A 15,866-nucleotide genomic window follows, 5' to 3' on the forward strand; every position below is an offset into this window, starting at 1 on the left:
TGCGAATTACTTCAGCAGCTTATCCAGCAGATTAATATCAGCGTTATTGTGCAGGTGTGGCACGGTCCAACCGTTCTGATCGTATTCAGACAGGCAGCGATCGACCATCGCCATCATTTTGTCCATGTTGCCGGAGGTCTGCGCCTGACGCAGACACTGCAGGCGAATCTCATCCTGGCTACCGGAGTAGTTAATTTCATACAGCTCGTGACGGCCACCGAACTCGCTGCCGATGGCGTCCCACATCAATTTGAGGATCTTGATACGTTCAACGTGATCCATACCGTTAGATCCGCGCACGTATTTCGCAAGGTACTGGTCGATCTGCGGATTATTCAGATCCCGCGCGCTCGACGGCAGATAGATCAGGCCGCTGGTGACGTTACGCTCGATAATGTTTTTGATTTTGGCATAGGCCATCGGCGCCATGACGCGGTAGGTTTGCAGCGCCGCGTGATCCGGCAGATACGCGCCGTTGACCCACGGCGTGGCTTCTGAACACATAGAGTCACTCAGCGCCCAGAACATATTGCGCCACGCGACTACCTCGCCGAGATCCGCCTGTACGCCGCGGAATTCAGAGGTACCGGTGCACTCCAGCGATTTTTTCAGCAGGCCGGTGATAAAGTCGAGCTTCACCGCCAGACGCACGCACGCTTGCAGCGGGTACATACGGGCGAAACCGCCTTCCATCGTCCAGCGACGACAGCGATCGAAGTCACGGTAAATCAGCACGTTTTCCCACGGGATCAGCACTTTATCCATCACCAGGATCGCGTCGTTTTCATCAAAACGGCTGGAGAGCGGGTAGTCGTAAGGCGAACCGGTCGCCCCGGCAACCAGCTCGTAGGAGGCGCGCGAAATCAGCTTCACCCCTTCGGCATCCATTGGCGCCACGAACATCAGCGCGAAGTCCGGGTTTTCGCCCATCACCTGTGCGGAGCCAAAGCCAATCATGTTGTAGTGGGTCAGCGCGGAGTTGGTCGCCACCACTTTCGCGCAGCTGACGATAATCCCGGCGTCGGTCTCTTTTTCCAGCTTGATGTAAACATCTTTCACTTCGTCAGCCGGCTTATGGCGGTCGATCGGCGGGTTAACGATAGCATGGTTAAAGTACAGGCCAGTTTCCTGAATGCGGGTGTACCAGTTGCGCGCATTCTGCTCAAACTGGCCGTAAAACGCCGGGTTAGCGCCCAGCGCGCTGCCAAAGGCCGCTTTATAGTCCGGGGTGCGGCCCATCCAGCCGTAGCTCAGGCGCGACCACTCGGCAATCGCATCGCGCTGCTGGCGCAGATCGTCGGCGCTTTTTGCCACGCGGAAGAATTTATGGGTGTAACCACCGCTGCCGGTATCGGTGTTCCAGCACAGTTTGTCCTGCATTTCGGGTTTGTGCAGCGCATCGTACAGCTGGGCGACGGATGCCGCCGCATTGCGGAAAGCCGGATGCGTGGTCACGTCTTTGACACGCTCGCCGTAGATGTAGATCTCACGGCCATCCTGCAGGCTCTTCAGGTACTCTTCGCCGGTTAACGGGCGTTTGGCATCTGCACGGAAATCACCAGGTTTCATAAGGGTACACTCCAGTCTTCGTCGGATTTGTTAAATTTATGTTTTGTTTTTGTGTGTTAATTGAAGCGTCTAAGCGAGGATCGGTGAAGAGACTTTTAGGTCAACGGCAGGTACTTTTCAGGCGGGGTTTGGTTCTGTGATCTGGGTAGGGTTTAGTGCTGTTCCCGGCGGCACTGTAGGTAAAAACCGCACGGTCGGTCCCCTCTCCCCGATGGGGAGAGGGTTAGGGTGAGGGGCAACTACGACACCGGTACTTTCTGCGCGCGAAACGCGCTCGGCGAGCAGCCGACTAACCGATTAAAAAAGCGGGCAAAATAAGCGGGATCTTTAAACCCTAGCTGCCAGGCAATGTTATTCACCGCATTGTCGGAAAACAGCAACAGCCGTTTCGCTTCACGCAGCTGACGGTCAAAAATCAGTCGCTTTGGCGGGCGGTTAGCAAAGCGCCGGCAGATATCGGTCAACCTCGATTCGGTAATATGCAGTTCCGCCGCATAGTCCGGCACGGTCCAGTGCTGATGAAAATGGCCGTCAATCATCAAATTAAACCGCTGGAACAGCTTAAGCTCCCCGCGTATCCCACTGGCTGCATGGTCGTCGAGCGGCGCATTACGCAGCAGCAGAGTAAAAACGGCCTGCGCCAGCAGCGTCAGGGTGTGCTCTCGCCCGGGTAGCTGTGCCAGCGATTCACGCTCAATCAGCCGCCAGTAGTGTTCCAGCGCCGCCAGTTCCTCAGGCTTATCCGCCAGCGACAGGCAGATCCCCGGCAGGCCGAAAGCCTCGCGGGTTCCGGGGTAAAGCACTTCCAGCAGCGGCCAGATCAAGTTTTCATGTACCGTGAGCACGTGGCCATCCGCGTCAGATTCGGTAATAAAAGCGTGCGGCACCGATGGTGGCGTCAGCACAAACAGCGGCGCTTCAACGGAGTAGCGGTGATCGTCCAGCTGAAGCTCAATTTGCCCGGTAAGCAGAAAATGCATCTGAAAATAGCGCTCGTGGCGATGCGCCTGCATATCGCGGCCAAAAAAAGCCGCCATCCGCGCAAAAGACTGATAGTGCACATCATCCGTGCCCAGGCTTTCATCATATTCACTGCTGATATCAATGTTATAAATCAGGTTCTCGCACATTTTCAGCCCCTACGGCGTAGCGCGCGGACGTGACGATTTCATCGGAATCAGCCAGATAATCACCGCCCCCACCACCAACAGCGCGGCAACAAACCACAGGCCGCTGTTAAAGCTGCCGGTGATGTCTTTCAGCCAGCCGATCATAAACGGGCTCAACGCCGAGCCGATATTGCCGGTGGCATTGATCACCGCAATGCCAATCGCGCGGGCGCGCAGGCTGATGGATTGATCCGGCGTGGTCCAGAAGATCGCCATCGCGCTAAACGAGCCGGTCGACGCCATCACGATCCCCAGGAGCTGGATCAGGCTATGATCGGTGGCGGAGGCCAGCAGCCAGCCGGCGGCAGCGAACAGAAACGGCAGCGCGGTGTGGTGCTTGCGCTCCTGATGCTTGTCGGAATGACGGCTCCAGTAGATCATGCCGAGAATAGTACAAATTTGCGGCACCGCGGCCAGCAGGCCGATGGTGATATTGCTGCTGCCCTCGTTAAAGCTTTTCAGGATCTGCGGCGTCCAGATGCTGATCGCGCTCAGGGTATTGGTCAGGCAGAAATAAGCCAGGGTATACATCAGCACAATCGGCGTAAACACCTCGCGCCACAGGCTACGCTGCTGCATGGCATGGTGGCTAATGGCCCCCTCCGGCTGCACCAGCGTCAGATGGTCGTTATCCATCATTTGCTGGAGGCATTTTTTATCCTCGTCGGTCAGCCATTTGGCCTTCGCCGGGGAGTCGTCCAGCCAGTACCAGACCATAATGCCCAGCAGCACGGACGGGAATCCTTCCAGCAGGAACAGCCACTGCCAGCCGTGTAAATTCAGCAGGCCGTCCATCGACAGAATATAGCCGGAGACAATCGACCCCAGCGCCGTTGTCACCGGCATCGCAATCATAAACAACGCGTTGGCGCGCGCGCGGAAAAAGGCCGGGAACCAGTAGGTCAGGTAGAGCAGAACGCCCGGCAGAAATCCGGCTTCGGTAATCCCGACCAGCATACGCAGCACGTAGAGGCTTTTTGGCCCGACGGCAAACAGGGTGGCGGTCGACGCCAGTCCCCAAAGCACCATGATGGTGGCAATCCAGCGCCTGGCCCCGACAATGCTCAGCATAATGTTGCTGGGAATGCCGAAAATCACATAGGTCGCGTAAAACAGCGTGGTGGCAAGGCCGAACATGGTCGCGTTCAGGCCGAGATCCGCCCCCATCGTCAGCCCGGCAAAACCAATATTAATCCGGTCTAAAAATGAGAAAATAAACAGCACGAAAAGAAACAGCACCAGACGACGAAACAGCTTGTTGATCACCGTCTGCTGCCCCGCCGTCAGCTGCTTGTGCTGTTCGGCAGGATTATCTTGTTGCGGGATGGCAGGTGATGTATCGCTCATTATCCTTTCCTCTGATGGGAATTTGCGTAGGGTAAAGCCGGTTTTGCCCGGGGCGCTTCGCTTGCCGGGCCTACGGGTAGGCCGGATAGGCGCAGCGCCCTCCGGCAGGGGTTAATACACGCCGGACGAACCCAGCGAGGTTTTCTCCGCCCCAAAGCGCGCCGCTAGCGCCTCCGCGCCGCGCGCCAGCAGGGTCGTATCGACGCCGACGGCGACAAACAGCGCGCCCAGCTCCAGATAGCGTTTCGCCAGCGTTTCATTGGCCATCAGAATGCCCGGCGCTTTGCCCGCCGCGCGGATCTGCACAATGGCTTTCTCGATGGCTTCCTGCACTTGCGGATGCTGCGGGTTTCCGGCAAAGCCCATATCGGCACTGAGATCCGCCGGGCCGATAAACACGCCGTCCACGCCGTCAACGTCGAGGATTTGCGCCAGATTGCTCATCGCCTCGCGGGTTTCGATTTGCACCAGCACGCACATGGCGTCATTGGCCTGCCGGAGATAGTCCGGAATACGGTTCCAACGCGACGCCCGCGCCAGCGCGCTGCCAACGCCGCGAATCCCCTGCGGCGGGTAACGCGTTGCGGCTACGGCGGCGCGCGCTTCTTCAGCGTTTTGCACCATCGGCACCAGCAGATTTTGCGTACCCACATCCAGCAGTTGTTTTATCTGCACCGCATCGTTCCACGACGGGCGCACCACCGGCTGACTGGGATAGGGTGCAATCGCCTGCAGCTGCGTCAGCACCGTCTGCACATTGTTCGGCGCATGTTCGCCGTCAATCAGCAGCCAGTCAAAACCGGCCCCCGCCAGCAGTTCAGCGCTATAGCTGCTCGACAAACCCAGCCACAGGCCGATCTGCGGGCGGCCAGCCTTCAGCGCCTCTTTAAAACTGTTTTTCATCATCGTCTCTGTCCTTATACAAACCGGCAGGTGATCGCACCCATGTTGCCGTAGTCGACGTGGAAGGTGTCGCCCTTACGCGCCGGCACCGGGCGGGTGAACGATCCGCCCAGAATGATTTGCCCAGCTTCCAGCTGGACGTCGTACGGCGCCAGCTTATTTGCCAGCCACGCCACGCCGTTGGCCGGGTGGTTCAGTACGCCCGCCGCCACGCCGGTTTCTTCTATCACACCGTTGCGATACAGCAGCGCGGAGATCCAGCGCAGGTCCAGTTCATCTGGCTTAATCGGGCGGCCGCCGAGGATCACACCCGCGTTAGCCGCGTTATCGGAGATGGTGTCGAACACCTTACGCGGGCGCTGAGTTTCCGGATCGACGTTGTGGCAGCGCGCGTCAATCAGCTCCAGCGCCGGGATCACGTAGTCGGTGGCGTTATACACATCAAACAGCGTGCAGTTTGGTCCGCGCAGCGGTTTGGCCAGCACGAACGCCAGTTCCACTTCAATGCGCGGCACGATAAAACGGTCGGTCGGAATATCGCTGCCGTCGTGGAAGAACATGTCGTCAAGCAGCGCGCCGTAGTCCGGTTCGCTAATCTGCGAGCTGGCCTGCATCGCTTTTGAGGTCAGGCCGATTTTGTGGCCTTTTAGCGTCCTGCCTTCGGCAATCTTCATCGCGACCCATTCGCGCTGGACGGCATAGGCATCTTCAAGGGTGATGTCCGGGTAATCCAGCGAGACGGCACGGATCTGCTCACGCTGTTTTTCGGCCTGATTGAGGCGCTGGGCAATCAGGGTATGAGTGTGTTTATCGAGCATAGTGATTCCTGTGGCTGTGTTTTCTCCCTCTCCCAAAGGGGCGAGGGGACTGACCGTGCCAATGTTTTATTTAAACAACGCGTGCACGTTGTTCTGTTTGTAATTGAGCGTTGGGTGCAGTTCGTCTATCTCAAACGACAGCGCCAGATAGCGGCTGTCCATCAACGCGGCGAAGTGGATTTTAATCAGCCCGAACAGCATCTCCCCCACTTCCTGGCGGCTCTCCAGACTGCGGCCGGCGCCGATTTTCAGCGTCATATGCACAAACGCGTAATCCTGCTTGCCGTCAGCCATCTGCCAGGTATCCAGCCACAGCGCGCGGCTGCGGATGCCGCCGAGCGGGAAAATCCCGGTCGCGGCCAGCGTCTCGTTAACCTTGCTAAACAGACCCGGTAAGTCGGCCTGTTCGCGGATGTTGTCGGTGCATTCAGCAATAAAGTGCGGCATGGTTACTCCTCAGGCTGGCAGCGGGAAGACGGCGTTCACCTGCCCGGTTCCGGAGCTGGCAAACAGATCGGTGATAAACTCCACCTTGCCGTCGTACTTATCCCAGCCCAGCATCCCCAGCAGCATCACGGTGTCGTGCATGTTGCCTTCGCCGTAGCAGTAGTCGGCATACTCCGGCAGCATGGTGCAAAACGCTTTGAAGTTGCCCTCGCGCCACAGCTTGACCACGGGCTCGTCCATCTGATGGTCGAACTCGCGGGTGTAGCTGTTCATCCCCTCTTCCGCGCGCTGGTCGTCGATAAAGCGGTGCGACAGTGAACCGCTGGCAAATACCGCCACGGTGCCCTCGTATTTGTCGATGGCCTTTAAAATGGCCTCACCCAAACGGCGGCTGTCGGCAAAATCGTGCACGGTACAAAACGCGGAGATCGACACCACCTTGAAGTGCTTGTCCGCGTTCATGTAACGCATCGGCACCAGCGTGCCGTACTCCAGCTTCAGGCTGGGAATGTTGTGCGCTTTGGCACGCACGCCCAGCGCAACGGCTTCGTCGGCGATCAGGCGGCCCAGCTCAGGGTTGCCGTCATAGTCGTAGGTCATGTCACGGATAAAGTGCGGCAGCTCGTTGCTGGTATAAACACCCTTAAAATGATCCGCGCAGTTAATGTGGTAGGCACTGTTCACCAGCCAATGGGTATCAAACACGATAATCGTATCGACGCCCATTTCACGACAGCGCTTACCAATCTCTTTGTGCCCGTCAATCGCCGCCTGGCGGCAGCCAAAATTTTTCCCCGGAATTTCTGAGAGATACATAGACGGTACGTGGGTAATTTTTGCTGCTAACGCTAACTTGCCCATATCACACTCCCCATTTCGGAATCGGGTGGTCGCCCATCGAGATGCAGACGTTTTTCATCTCGGCGAACACTTCAAAGCTGTACTCACCGCCTTCACGCCCGGTGCCAGAAGCCTTCACGCCGCCGAACGGCTGGCGCAGATCGCGCACGTTCTGGGTGTTAACGAACACCATTCCCGCCTCAATGCCGCGCGCCAGACGCAGTACTTTGCTGACATCCTGGGTCCAGATATACGAGGCCAGGCCGTACTCTATGTCGTTGGCCAGACGCAGCCCTTCCGCTTCGTCTTTGAACGGCAGCAGGCAAGCTACCGGGCCGAAGATCTCTTCCTGCGCCACCCGCATGCGGTTATCGACGTCCGCCAGCACCGTTGGGCGCAGGAAGTTGCCGTGCTTAAGATGCGCAGGCAGGTCGCTCGGTTTTTCCGGGCCACCGGCCAGCAGGGTCGCGCCCTCTTCGATGCCGAGGCGGATATAGCCGGAGACTTTTTCCCAGTGTGCCTTGCTAATCAGCGCGCCGACCTGAGTATTCGGGTCGGTCGGGTCGCCGACGCGCAGACGGTTGGCGCGCTCGGCAAAGCGTTTAACGAATTCGGGGTAGATGCTCTGCTGGATAAAGATGCGTGACCCCGCGGTGCAGCGTTCGCCGTTGATCGAAAAGATAGTGAACAGCGCGGCGTCCAGCGCCCGTTCAATATCGGCATCTTCAAAAATCAGCACCGGCGATTTACCGCCCAGCTCCATCGAGTATTTCTTCAGCCCGGCGTTTTTCATGATGTTGCGCCCGGTGGCGGTGCCGCCGGTAAACGACACCGCACGCACATCGTGATGGCGCACCAGCGCATCGCCTGCAGTTGCCCCGTAGCCCTGCACCACGTTCAGCACGCCCGGCGGAATACCCGCCTCCAGCGCCAGCTCGCCCAGACGGTCAGCCGTGAGCGGCGACAGCTCAGACATTTTCAGCACCGCGGTATTGCCCAGCGCCAGGCACGGTGCCACCTTCCAGGTGGCGGTCATAAACGGCACATTCCACGGCGACACCAGCGCGCACACGCCCACCGGTTGTACCAGCGTGTAGTTGAGCATCTTGTCGTCGACCGGGTAGGTTTTACCGTTCATCTGCTGGCACACTTCGGCAAAGAACTCAAAGTTGTGCGACGCGCGCGGGATCAGCACGTTTTTGGTCTGGTGAATCGGCAGACCGGTATCGGCGGTTTCCATCGCCGCAATTTCCGGTACGTTCTGGTCGATCAGATCCCCCAGGCGACGCATCAGACGCGCGCGCTCTTTCATCGGCAGGTTAGCCCATTTCGGAAACGCCTCTTTTGCTGCCGCCACCGCCTGATTGATCTCCGACTCGCCGCCGGAAGCGACCTCAGCCAGTACCTCACCGGTAGCCGGATTGGTGGTCTGGAAAGTCTCCTTGCTGGCAACATTCTTGCCGTTAATCCAATGGTTAATCTTTTTCATTTTGCAGATTCCTCGCTGACAATTCGGTTTACCAGTCGACCCACACCCTCAACTTCCACCACCACTTCGTCGCCTGGCACCACGTCGGACAGCCCTTTCGGCGTGCCGGTGGCGATCATGTCGCCCGGCTGCAGGGTCATAAATTCGCTGAGATAAGAGACCAGGAACGGCACGCTGAAGATCAGATCCGCCGTGGTGCCCTGCTGACGCAGTTCACCGTTAACGTAAGTGCGCAGCGTTAAGTTATGCGGATCAGGAATGGCCGCTTTCGGCACCACATTGGGCGAAATGGGCGTCAGACCGTCGCGGCTTTTCACCCGCAGGTTCGGGCGATAGTAGTTTTCCAGATAGTCGCGCACAGCATAGTCGTTACACACGGTGTAGCCGGCGACGTAGTCCATCGCATCGGCCTCGGCTACCTTGCGCGCCGTTTTGCCGATCACCACCACCAGCTCTGACTCGTAGTGCATATATTCCACGTTGTTCGGACGTACTGAGGTTTGGTTATCACCGGTCACGGTGTTAGGCGCTTTGATAAATACCAGCGGCTCTTCCGGCGGCTTAAAGTCCAGCTCGCTGGCGTGGTCGGCGTAGTTCAGCCCCAGCGCGAACAGCGTGCCGTGCTCGTGGGGGCGCGTTACCGGCCTGGCCACCGCATCTTCAACCACCGGGTTTTCCAGCGGTGGGAAGCCCTCCGCCAGCACGCGTACGCGGTCGCCCGGACGCAGCGCCACGCGGTGGTGCGGAGTTCCCAACAGAATGGCATCGCCAGGGTTGAGCGTGGCAAATTCGCTCAGGGCGCTCAGCAGTTCGGCGGCGCTGCGCTGGAGATCGGCGGTGTGCCACTGGTCGGCGTGCCGGCCGTTAATTTCGGTCACGATGGTCAGGTTATCAACGCTGTCGACATTCACCACCTCGCCCAGCGGGCAGAAGCCGTCGCGGCATTTGGCCTTAATTGCCGGGCGATAGAAGCTCTCCTCTGGCAGACTGACTTCGTTGGCCAGCGCATAACCCGAGATGAACTGCGCCGCGTCGTCAACTGACACTTTACTGGCGACTTTACCCACCACCAGCGCCACCGTCGCGCCGCTTAACACCGTCTCGCCGGCCGGAAAAGGAATCGGCTCACCGCTACAGGTGACGGTATTGTGCGGCTTAATAAACCAGACTGCCGTTTTCGGCGGTGCGTTATAGGGGGCCTGCTCAAAGGCTTCGCTCCAGGCATCCAGCTGGCTACGGTGGTTGAGCGCCACGGCGAAAACGGTACCTTTCATTTACAGCTCCTTAGCGACAGTGCTTATTTCATTAATATGTTAATGATCTGTTTTATGCCTCCTCTGTTCATTTAGCAAACACAAGTGATTTTTTTGTGATGACATTAACAATAATTTTACAAAATAAAAATATAAACCTTATATAACAGTGCATTACAAAAACACCATTGATCTAACCGCGGCTTTCAGAGAAAATGCGCTGCTGATAAAAGCAACATTGCTTTATTGTTCATATATTAATGATGAGGTGTGCGAGGAGGCATAATGCACGATTCTTTAACCATCGCCCTGATGCAGGCGCGCGAGGTCGCAATGGGTTACTTCCGCCCGATTGTGAAGCAGCACGGCCTGACGGAGCAGCAGTGGCGAATTGTCCGCGTGCTGGTCGATAACCCCTCGATGGATTTTCACGATCTGGCCGCTGCGACCTGCATTTTACGCCCGAGCCTGACCGGTATTTTGACCCGCATGGAGCGTGATGGTCTGGTTCTGCGCTTGAAGCCGGTTAACGATCAGCGCAAGCTATACGTCTCGTTAACCAAAGAAGGGTATGCGCTGTATGAACGCGCGCAGGCAAAGGTGGAAGAGGCCTACCTGCAAATTGAGCAGACGTTTACCCCCGAGAAAATGAAACAGTTGACGGCGCTGCTGCACGATTTTATCGCGCTCGATAAATAACCTATTCTCTGCCTGTTTTTACAGCCATTCAGGCAGACATTCCCGCCTCGAGGGCGCATGTCCGTGCGCTCACCTTCATGACACTTAAGTGGTACACCATCTTAATAATTTTGAATTAGATCACAAAAAATTATGAAACATGGGTTTAGTATTCGAAAAAAATGTGACACGGATTCACTCTATTTCATAAAAGGACCGCAGTTTGCCGCCGCAGCACCACCCGGCAGCACGATTGATCTTCTCTCTGTATGACCGCCGTTGCGCCTGTTACGCAGGCCACTTCCATTCTAAGAATTAGAGGTAAGTTTTATGCGCACTACTGGTCATACGCGCTGGTTTATGGTGGCTCTTGTCACGCTTGGCACCATTTTATGCTACTTAACCCGCAACACGATTTCGGCCGCCGCGCCCACGTTGCAGGACAATCTGCACATCACCACCCAACAGTACTCATGGATTGTGGCGACCTTTTCCGCCTGCTACACCATTGCTCAACCGGTTGCTGGCTATGTCCTTGATACGCTTGGCACCAAAGTGGGCTACACCCTGTTCGGCGCGATGTGGGGTATTTTCTGCATCGGCGCGGCTTTCACCAGCAGCTGGCAGGGTCTGGCCCTGTGTCGTGGTCTGGGCGGTTTTGCCGAAAGCGCGATGATCCCCGCCGGGCTGAAATCCGTCACCGAATGGTTTCCGGACGGCGAACGTTCCGTCGCCGTCGGCTATTTCAACGTCGGCTCCTCAATGGGGGCGATCATTGCGCCGCCGATGGTCGCATGGGCTATTTATATTCACAGCTGGCGTCTGGCCTTTATCATCGTCGGTATTGCCAGCGTGATTTGGGCGCTGGGGTGGTATCTGGTGTATAACCGCCCGGGCCAATGTAAAAGCCTGAGCAAAGAAGAGTACAACTACATCACCGCCGGTCAGCCGGAGAAAAAAACGGTAGATAAAGTGCATATCGGCCAGCTGCTACGCCAGCGCAAATTCTGGGGTATTGCGCTTCCCCGCTTTCTTGCCGAGCCGGCATGGGGGACCTTCAACGCATGGATCCCGTTGTTTATGGTGCACACCTACGGTTTTGATCTGAAGGATATCGCCATGTTCGCGTGGATCCCCATGCTGTTCGCCGACATGGGCTGCGTCATTGGTGGCTACTTACCGGGGATTTTCCAGCGCGCCTTCGGGGTCAATATTGTGGTGTCGCGTAAGCTGGTGGTGACGATGGGGGCGGCGCTGATGATTCTGCCGGGAATGGTCGGACTGTTCAGTAGCCCGTTCGTTGCGATTGCGCTACTGTGCGTCGGCGGTTTTGCCCACCAGTCGCTTTCCGGCGCGCTGATCACCCTTTCAGCCGATCTGTTCGACGCCAACGAAGTGGCGACGGCCAACGGCTTCACCGGGATGGCCGCCTGGACCGCGAGCACGCTGTTCGCGCTGGTCGTCGGCGCGCTGGCCGATACTCTGGGCTTTAGCCCGCTGTTTGCGGTGCTGGCGGCCTTTGACGTCATTGGCGCCGTCATTCTGTGGGCGCTGCTGAAATCGCCGCAGCCGCAGCAAGAAGTAAGCCCGGCCTGCTAAGCCGGGCCCGCAGTTACGGCATCAGCAAACTTTTTTTGACCTTCACGACCGCTTTTTTCAGCTCGCGGCGGTGGTCAGTGAGTATCCCCGGCTTATGCGGCTCGCCGGGGAGAAACACGGCGAACATACCGGCACGTAACGTTACCGACTGCGGGTTATCAATGGCGTCGCACAGCTGATAATCCTCGTCCGTATGCCACACATCACATTCCCTTGCGCTGTCGGCCACGCCAAAATCAATGCGCTCCTCCCCCACCAGCAGGATTTGTATATCGATAAATTCCGCGTGCAGCTCGGCCCGTTTCTCCGCCGCTGGCTGGGTCATAAACTGCATAACGTTCATATAAATATCGTCTCCCTGCAAAGGGTAACGGCCCGGCTCACGCTGCTGTGGCTGCGCCTGTAAAGCCAGCGTCAGAGCCGTGTGTAGAGCGGAGGGTAGCCCGGCGCAATCCGGGTAACGGCTATCACCAATAATCATTATGCTTCCTCTTCTGCCAACAGCGCGGCGCCAAGCAGGCCCGCGTCATGCCGGTGATGTGCGGCCACCACGGCCGTGTGAAAGGGGGACGGTTCCTGCGCCAGAAAGCCGGTCACCAGGGATAAGTAACCCTCCGCCAGGCCGACGCTGCCACCCAGCACCACACATTGGCAGTCATAGCTGGCTTTCAGGTCAGCAATCAGACGGGCCAGGGTTCGTGCCGAGCCCGTAATCAGGCGTGTTGCCTGCGGGTGCCCGTTCAGATGCTGCGCATAAATCGCCCGCGCATCCAGGCCAAGCAGGTCATCCTCGGCCTGAGCGGCAATGCCACGACCGGAAGCTATCGCCTCAACGCAACCGCGTCGGCCACAACCACACAGCGGCCCGTGCGGGTCCGCCAGCGTATGCCCAATATGCCCGGCGAGCCCCTGATGGCCGGTTATCAGCTTACCGTTGCCGATAATGCCGCCGCCGACGCCGGTTGACACCGTGATAAACGCCATATCGCGAACGGTAACCGGCAGCGCGCGATACTCGGCCCACGCCGCCGCCTGCGCATCGTTCACCGCCAGACACGGTAGCCCGGTTAGCGCGGTGAGGGTATCCACCAGCGGAAACTGCGCCAGCCCCCCCAGATTATCCGGGTTAAGCGCCGTTAACAGTCCGCTGCGAATAATGCCCGTAGAAGCCACCGCCACGCGCTGCGCACGACCGATAAGCGGCATAATCAGCGCATGCAGCGCCTCGCGCAGCGCGGTAGGCGTCTGGCTAGCGGGCGTCGGCAGTTCTCGGCGTGCAAGCACCTGCCGTTGAGCATTAATCAGCCCTGCAGCAAGTTTGGTGCCGCCGATATCAATCGCCAGCGTCGTCATACGCGCTCTCCGGTTATCGCCTCGCGATACCACTGGCAGATATGCTCAAGGCGGGTAATGGCCGACCCTACGGTGACAGCCCAGGCACCGTGCTGCATCGCCTGAGCGGCCTGCGCTGGCGAGTTGTATCGCCCTTCGGCTATCACCCGGAAGCCTTTGTGGCTCAGTGCCGCCACCAGCGCCAGATCCGGCGCCTGCGGCACCTCGTCGGTGGTATAGCCCGATAGCGTCGTTCCCAGAATATCCGCGCCCAGTTCATGGCAGGCCGCGGCGTCCTGGATCGACGAACAGTCCGCCATGGCCAGACGCTGATGGTGATGAATGCGGGCAATCAGCTCCGCTACCGCCACCGGGCGCGGGCGCTCGGTGCCGTCGAAAGCGATAATGTCGGCACCGGCCTGCGCTAGCGCATCGACATCCTCAAGGTAGGGCGTGATACGCACCGCGGAATCGGCAAGATCGCGCTTGATAATGCCAATAATGGGGACGTCGATGAGCGGCCGCGTGGCCTGTAGGTTATTGATCCCTTCAATGCGCACCGCCACGGCTCCCGCCTGCACCGCCGCCAGCGCCATGGCGGCAACGATTTCCGGTTTATCTAACGGGCTACCGGGCACCGGCTGGCAGGAGACGATCAGTCCACCGTGCTGTTGAATGTTTGCATCCAGATTTTCTAACAACGACATAAGTACATCCTTAACTTCATTGTGCGCCCGGCGCGTCCGGGCGCCTTTAATTAATGCTTACCGCACGCCGGAACCGATTTCTCTGCATGCCGCGTCAACGCGCCGCTGAACGGCTTGCCATCGATAGCATCATGGGTGCGCAGCGCTTCCGGACGGATCCAGCGCTGTACGCGGGAGGGCATATCCAGGCCGATGAGCAGAATCACGACAAACGTCAGGCCGAAGGAGAGCGAACCCAGCGCACTGCCCAGGCTCAGATGCTGCGCAACCAGTGCACCGATGACCGGTGCCGCCGCGCCGCCCAGCGCCCCCACGTTGTAGGTAAAGCCCAGACCTGCCGCTCGCTGGTCTGTATCGAAATACCCGCCGATAAGCTTCGGCAGAATCCCGGCAATCCCCTGCCCCAGCATCTGCTGGAAGAACAGCAGGATCCCCAGCCCCCAGATGCTGGAGCCGCCGATAGCAAATACGGGAATAATCAGTAACTGAGACGCCAGCAGGCTGCACACATAGGCTTTACGTGTCCCCAGCCAGTCGCCGAGGAAACCGCCGACGATGCAGCCCACCGCCGCGCCGAAGCCGCTGAAGAACAGCACCTGCGCAACGGTCGCCGGGTTGTAGCCAAGTTCGCTTTTCAGATAGGTTGGCAGCAGCGCCTGAATAGGCCACGAATAGAGGAAGGCGAACAGCACGACCACCATCAGCATGACGCCCGTTGGCCAACGCTTGCCGCTGCTTTGCACCATAAAGCTGATAAAGATCGCCGCACACAGCAGCGCCAGCAGCAGGATAATGGCCGGGTTATGCAGGTTTCCGGCAAAGCAGAACCACAGTGCCGCAGCGGCCAGGCAGGTCATCAGCACATTCAGCGCCCGCAGCCTGCCGCGATACAGAATATCGACCATAGTACGCACCGGAGCCTTATTGGCCTTGCGTTCTTTCCAGTCCTGCGTTTCAGGAATATTTTTACGCAACCACAGGGCGAAAATGATGGGCAGAATGCCGATGAAAAACAGCGCACGCCAGCCCCACACGGGGACAATCAGGCTGTAGACCTGCGCGGCGACAACCGCCCCTACTGAGAAGCCGGAGATCAGGAAACCGCTGGCCTTATTGCGCAGCTGTTTTGGCCAGCTTTCAATCACGTAGGTCGCACTGGAGCCGTACTCGCCCGCCATCCCCATGCCGATCACCATACGGGCGATAAACATGGAGGTGTAGCCCGGCGCCAACCCGCAGGCCAGCGTCCCCACCGAGAAGAGAATGATGCTGGTCACCATCGCCAGGCGTCGGCCATAGCGATCGCCCATCGCCCCTAACAGCAGGCCGCCGAACCAGCGAGAAATAAAGGCGGCGGAAATAATACTCGCCGCCTGGACGGTAGTGAGCTGAAACTCACTTTGAACCTCGGTTAACACCAGGGCAATTAAGACAAAGTCAAAACCATCAAGCAAATAGCCAAGCCATGCGGCTGAAAAAGCCCGCCACTGGGATTTATTAAGGTGTTTGTACCATGGAATGGCCTTTGTAATTCCACTCATGTTGCTCTCCTGTGATGAGCAAATTCCACTACCTATGTGCCTAAGGAGAGGGCGTCTCGCCCCCAAATGAAGTAAAACTCCATTTAATTTATTTACAAGAAGCAAAGCACCACAAGAAGCCTGCATGAAATCTGTGAACAACGTCATAGAGGTAAGCGTCAGGAAGTTTAAAAA

15 protein-coding genes are annotated in these 15,866 nt (G+C 58.0%); 2 read left to right on the top strand and 13 right to left on the bottom strand.

Annotated features, from left to right (window positions below):
- Positions 1-6 precede the first annotated feature (6 nt).
- The 9 genes from hpaB to hpaG all read right to left on the bottom strand — a co-directional run bounded on the left by hpaB (position 7) and on the right by hpaG (position 9,856).
- Positions 7-1,569: a 4-hydroxyphenylacetate 3-monooxygenase, oxygenase component gene (hpaB, locus tag H7R56_RS18450; protein ID WP_182928330.1), complete on the bottom strand. Its 1,563-nt coding sequence runs from the start codon at positions 1,567-1,569 to the stop codon at positions 7-9.
- A 239-nt stretch (positions 1,570-1,808) separates the two neighbouring features.
- Positions 1,809-2,699 carry a 4-hydroxyphenylacetate catabolism regulatory protein HpaA gene (gene hpaA / locus H7R56_RS18455; RefSeq protein WP_106928133.1) on the bottom strand — a complete coding sequence of 297 codons (891 nt, stop codon included), beginning with the start codon at positions 2,697-2,699 and terminating at the stop codon, positions 1,809-1,811.
- Positions 2,700-2,708: 9 nt separating this feature from the next.
- Positions 2,709-4,085, bottom strand: a complete 1,377-nt coding sequence (gene hpaX, locus H7R56_RS18460) for a 4-hydroxyphenylacetate permease (RefSeq protein ID WP_106928135.1) — start codon at positions 4,083-4,085, stop codon at positions 2,709-2,711.
- A gap of 111 nt (positions 4,086-4,196) precedes the next feature.
- On the bottom strand, positions 4,197-4,988 hold the full coding sequence (hpaI, locus tag H7R56_RS18465; RefSeq protein WP_106928203.1) for a 4-hydroxy-2-oxoheptanedioate aldolase: 792 nt from the start codon (positions 4,986-4,988) through the stop codon (positions 4,197-4,199).
- A gap of 14 nt (positions 4,989-5,002) precedes the next feature.
- The gene (hpaH, locus tag H7R56_RS18470) at positions 5,003-5,806 is read right to left on the bottom strand and encodes a 2-oxo-hept-4-ene-1,7-dioate hydratase (RefSeq protein WP_106928137.1); all 804 of its coding nucleotides are present in this window, start codon (positions 5,804-5,806) and stop codon (positions 5,003-5,005) included.
- 66 nt (positions 5,807-5,872) lie between these two features.
- A complete protein-coding gene (locus H7R56_RS18475; RefSeq protein WP_182928331.1) occupies positions 5,873-6,253 on the bottom strand; it encodes a 5-carboxymethyl-2-hydroxymuconate Delta-isomerase in 381 nt (126 codons plus the stop codon).
- A gap of 9 nt (positions 6,254-6,262) precedes the next feature.
- Positions 6,263-7,114, bottom strand: a complete 852-nt coding sequence (gene hpaD / locus H7R56_RS18480; protein WP_182928332.1) for a 3,4-dihydroxyphenylacetate 2,3-dioxygenase — start codon at positions 7,112-7,114, stop codon at positions 6,263-6,265.
- Position 7,115: 1 nt separating this feature from the next.
- Entirely contained in the window at positions 7,116-8,582 is a 1,467-nt protein-coding gene (hpaE, locus tag H7R56_RS18485; protein ID WP_106928143.1) for a 5-carboxymethyl-2-hydroxymuconate semialdehyde dehydrogenase, read from the bottom strand.
- Positions 8,579-9,856, bottom strand: a complete 1,278-nt coding sequence (gene hpaG, locus H7R56_RS18490; RefSeq protein WP_106928145.1) for a 4-hydroxyphenylacetate degradation bifunctional isomerase/decarboxylase — start codon at positions 9,854-9,856, stop codon at positions 8,579-8,581. The genes hpaE and hpaG overlap by 4 nt, the downstream gene beginning before the upstream one ends.
- A gap of 264 nt (positions 9,857-10,120) precedes the next feature.
- On the opposite strand from hpaG, the gene hpaR reads away from it, so the two are divergent.
- Complete coding sequence (hpaR, locus tag H7R56_RS18495; protein WP_106928147.1) at positions 10,121-10,534, top strand: homoprotocatechuate degradation operon regulator HpaR; 414 nt, start codon at positions 10,121-10,123, stop codon at positions 10,532-10,534.
- Positions 10,535-10,843: 309 nt separating this feature from the next.
- The gene (locus H7R56_RS18500) at positions 10,844-12,112 is read left to right on the top strand and encodes an MFS transporter (RefSeq protein WP_106928149.1); all 1,269 of its coding nucleotides are present in this window, start codon (positions 10,844-10,846) and stop codon (positions 12,110-12,112) included.
- A gap of 13 nt (positions 12,113-12,125) precedes the next feature.
- On the opposite strand, the gene nanQ is transcribed toward H7R56_RS18500, so the two are convergent.
- The 4 genes from nanQ to H7R56_RS18520 are packed head-to-tail and all read right to left on the bottom strand — an operon-like array spanning position 12,126 to position 15,692.
- Entirely contained in the window at positions 12,126-12,593 is a 468-nt protein-coding gene (gene nanQ, locus H7R56_RS18505; RefSeq protein WP_106928151.1) for an N-acetylneuraminate anomerase, read from the bottom strand.
- Complete coding sequence (gene nanK, locus H7R56_RS18510) at positions 12,593-13,465, bottom strand: N-acetylmannosamine kinase (RefSeq protein ID WP_106928153.1); 873 nt, start codon at positions 13,463-13,465, stop codon at positions 12,593-12,595. The genes nanQ and nanK overlap by 1 nt, the downstream gene beginning before the upstream one ends.
- Entirely contained in the window at positions 13,462-14,151 is a 690-nt protein-coding gene (locus tag H7R56_RS18515; RefSeq protein ID WP_106928155.1) for an N-acetylmannosamine-6-phosphate 2-epimerase, read from the bottom strand. Before H7R56_RS18515 ends, nanK begins: the two co-directional genes overlap by 4 nt.
- A gap of 50 nt (positions 14,152-14,201) precedes the next feature.
- Complete coding sequence (locus H7R56_RS18520) at positions 14,202-15,692, bottom strand: MFS transporter (protein ID WP_106928157.1); 1,491 nt, start codon at positions 15,690-15,692, stop codon at positions 14,202-14,204.
- Positions 15,693-15,866 lie beyond the last annotated feature (174 nt).

The sequence above is a fragment of the Klebsiella sp. WP3-W18-ESBL-02 genome, from assembly GCF_014168815.1.
Classification (GTDB): domain Bacteria; phylum Pseudomonadota; class Gammaproteobacteria; order Enterobacterales; family Enterobacteriaceae; genus Kluyvera; species Kluyvera ascorbata_B.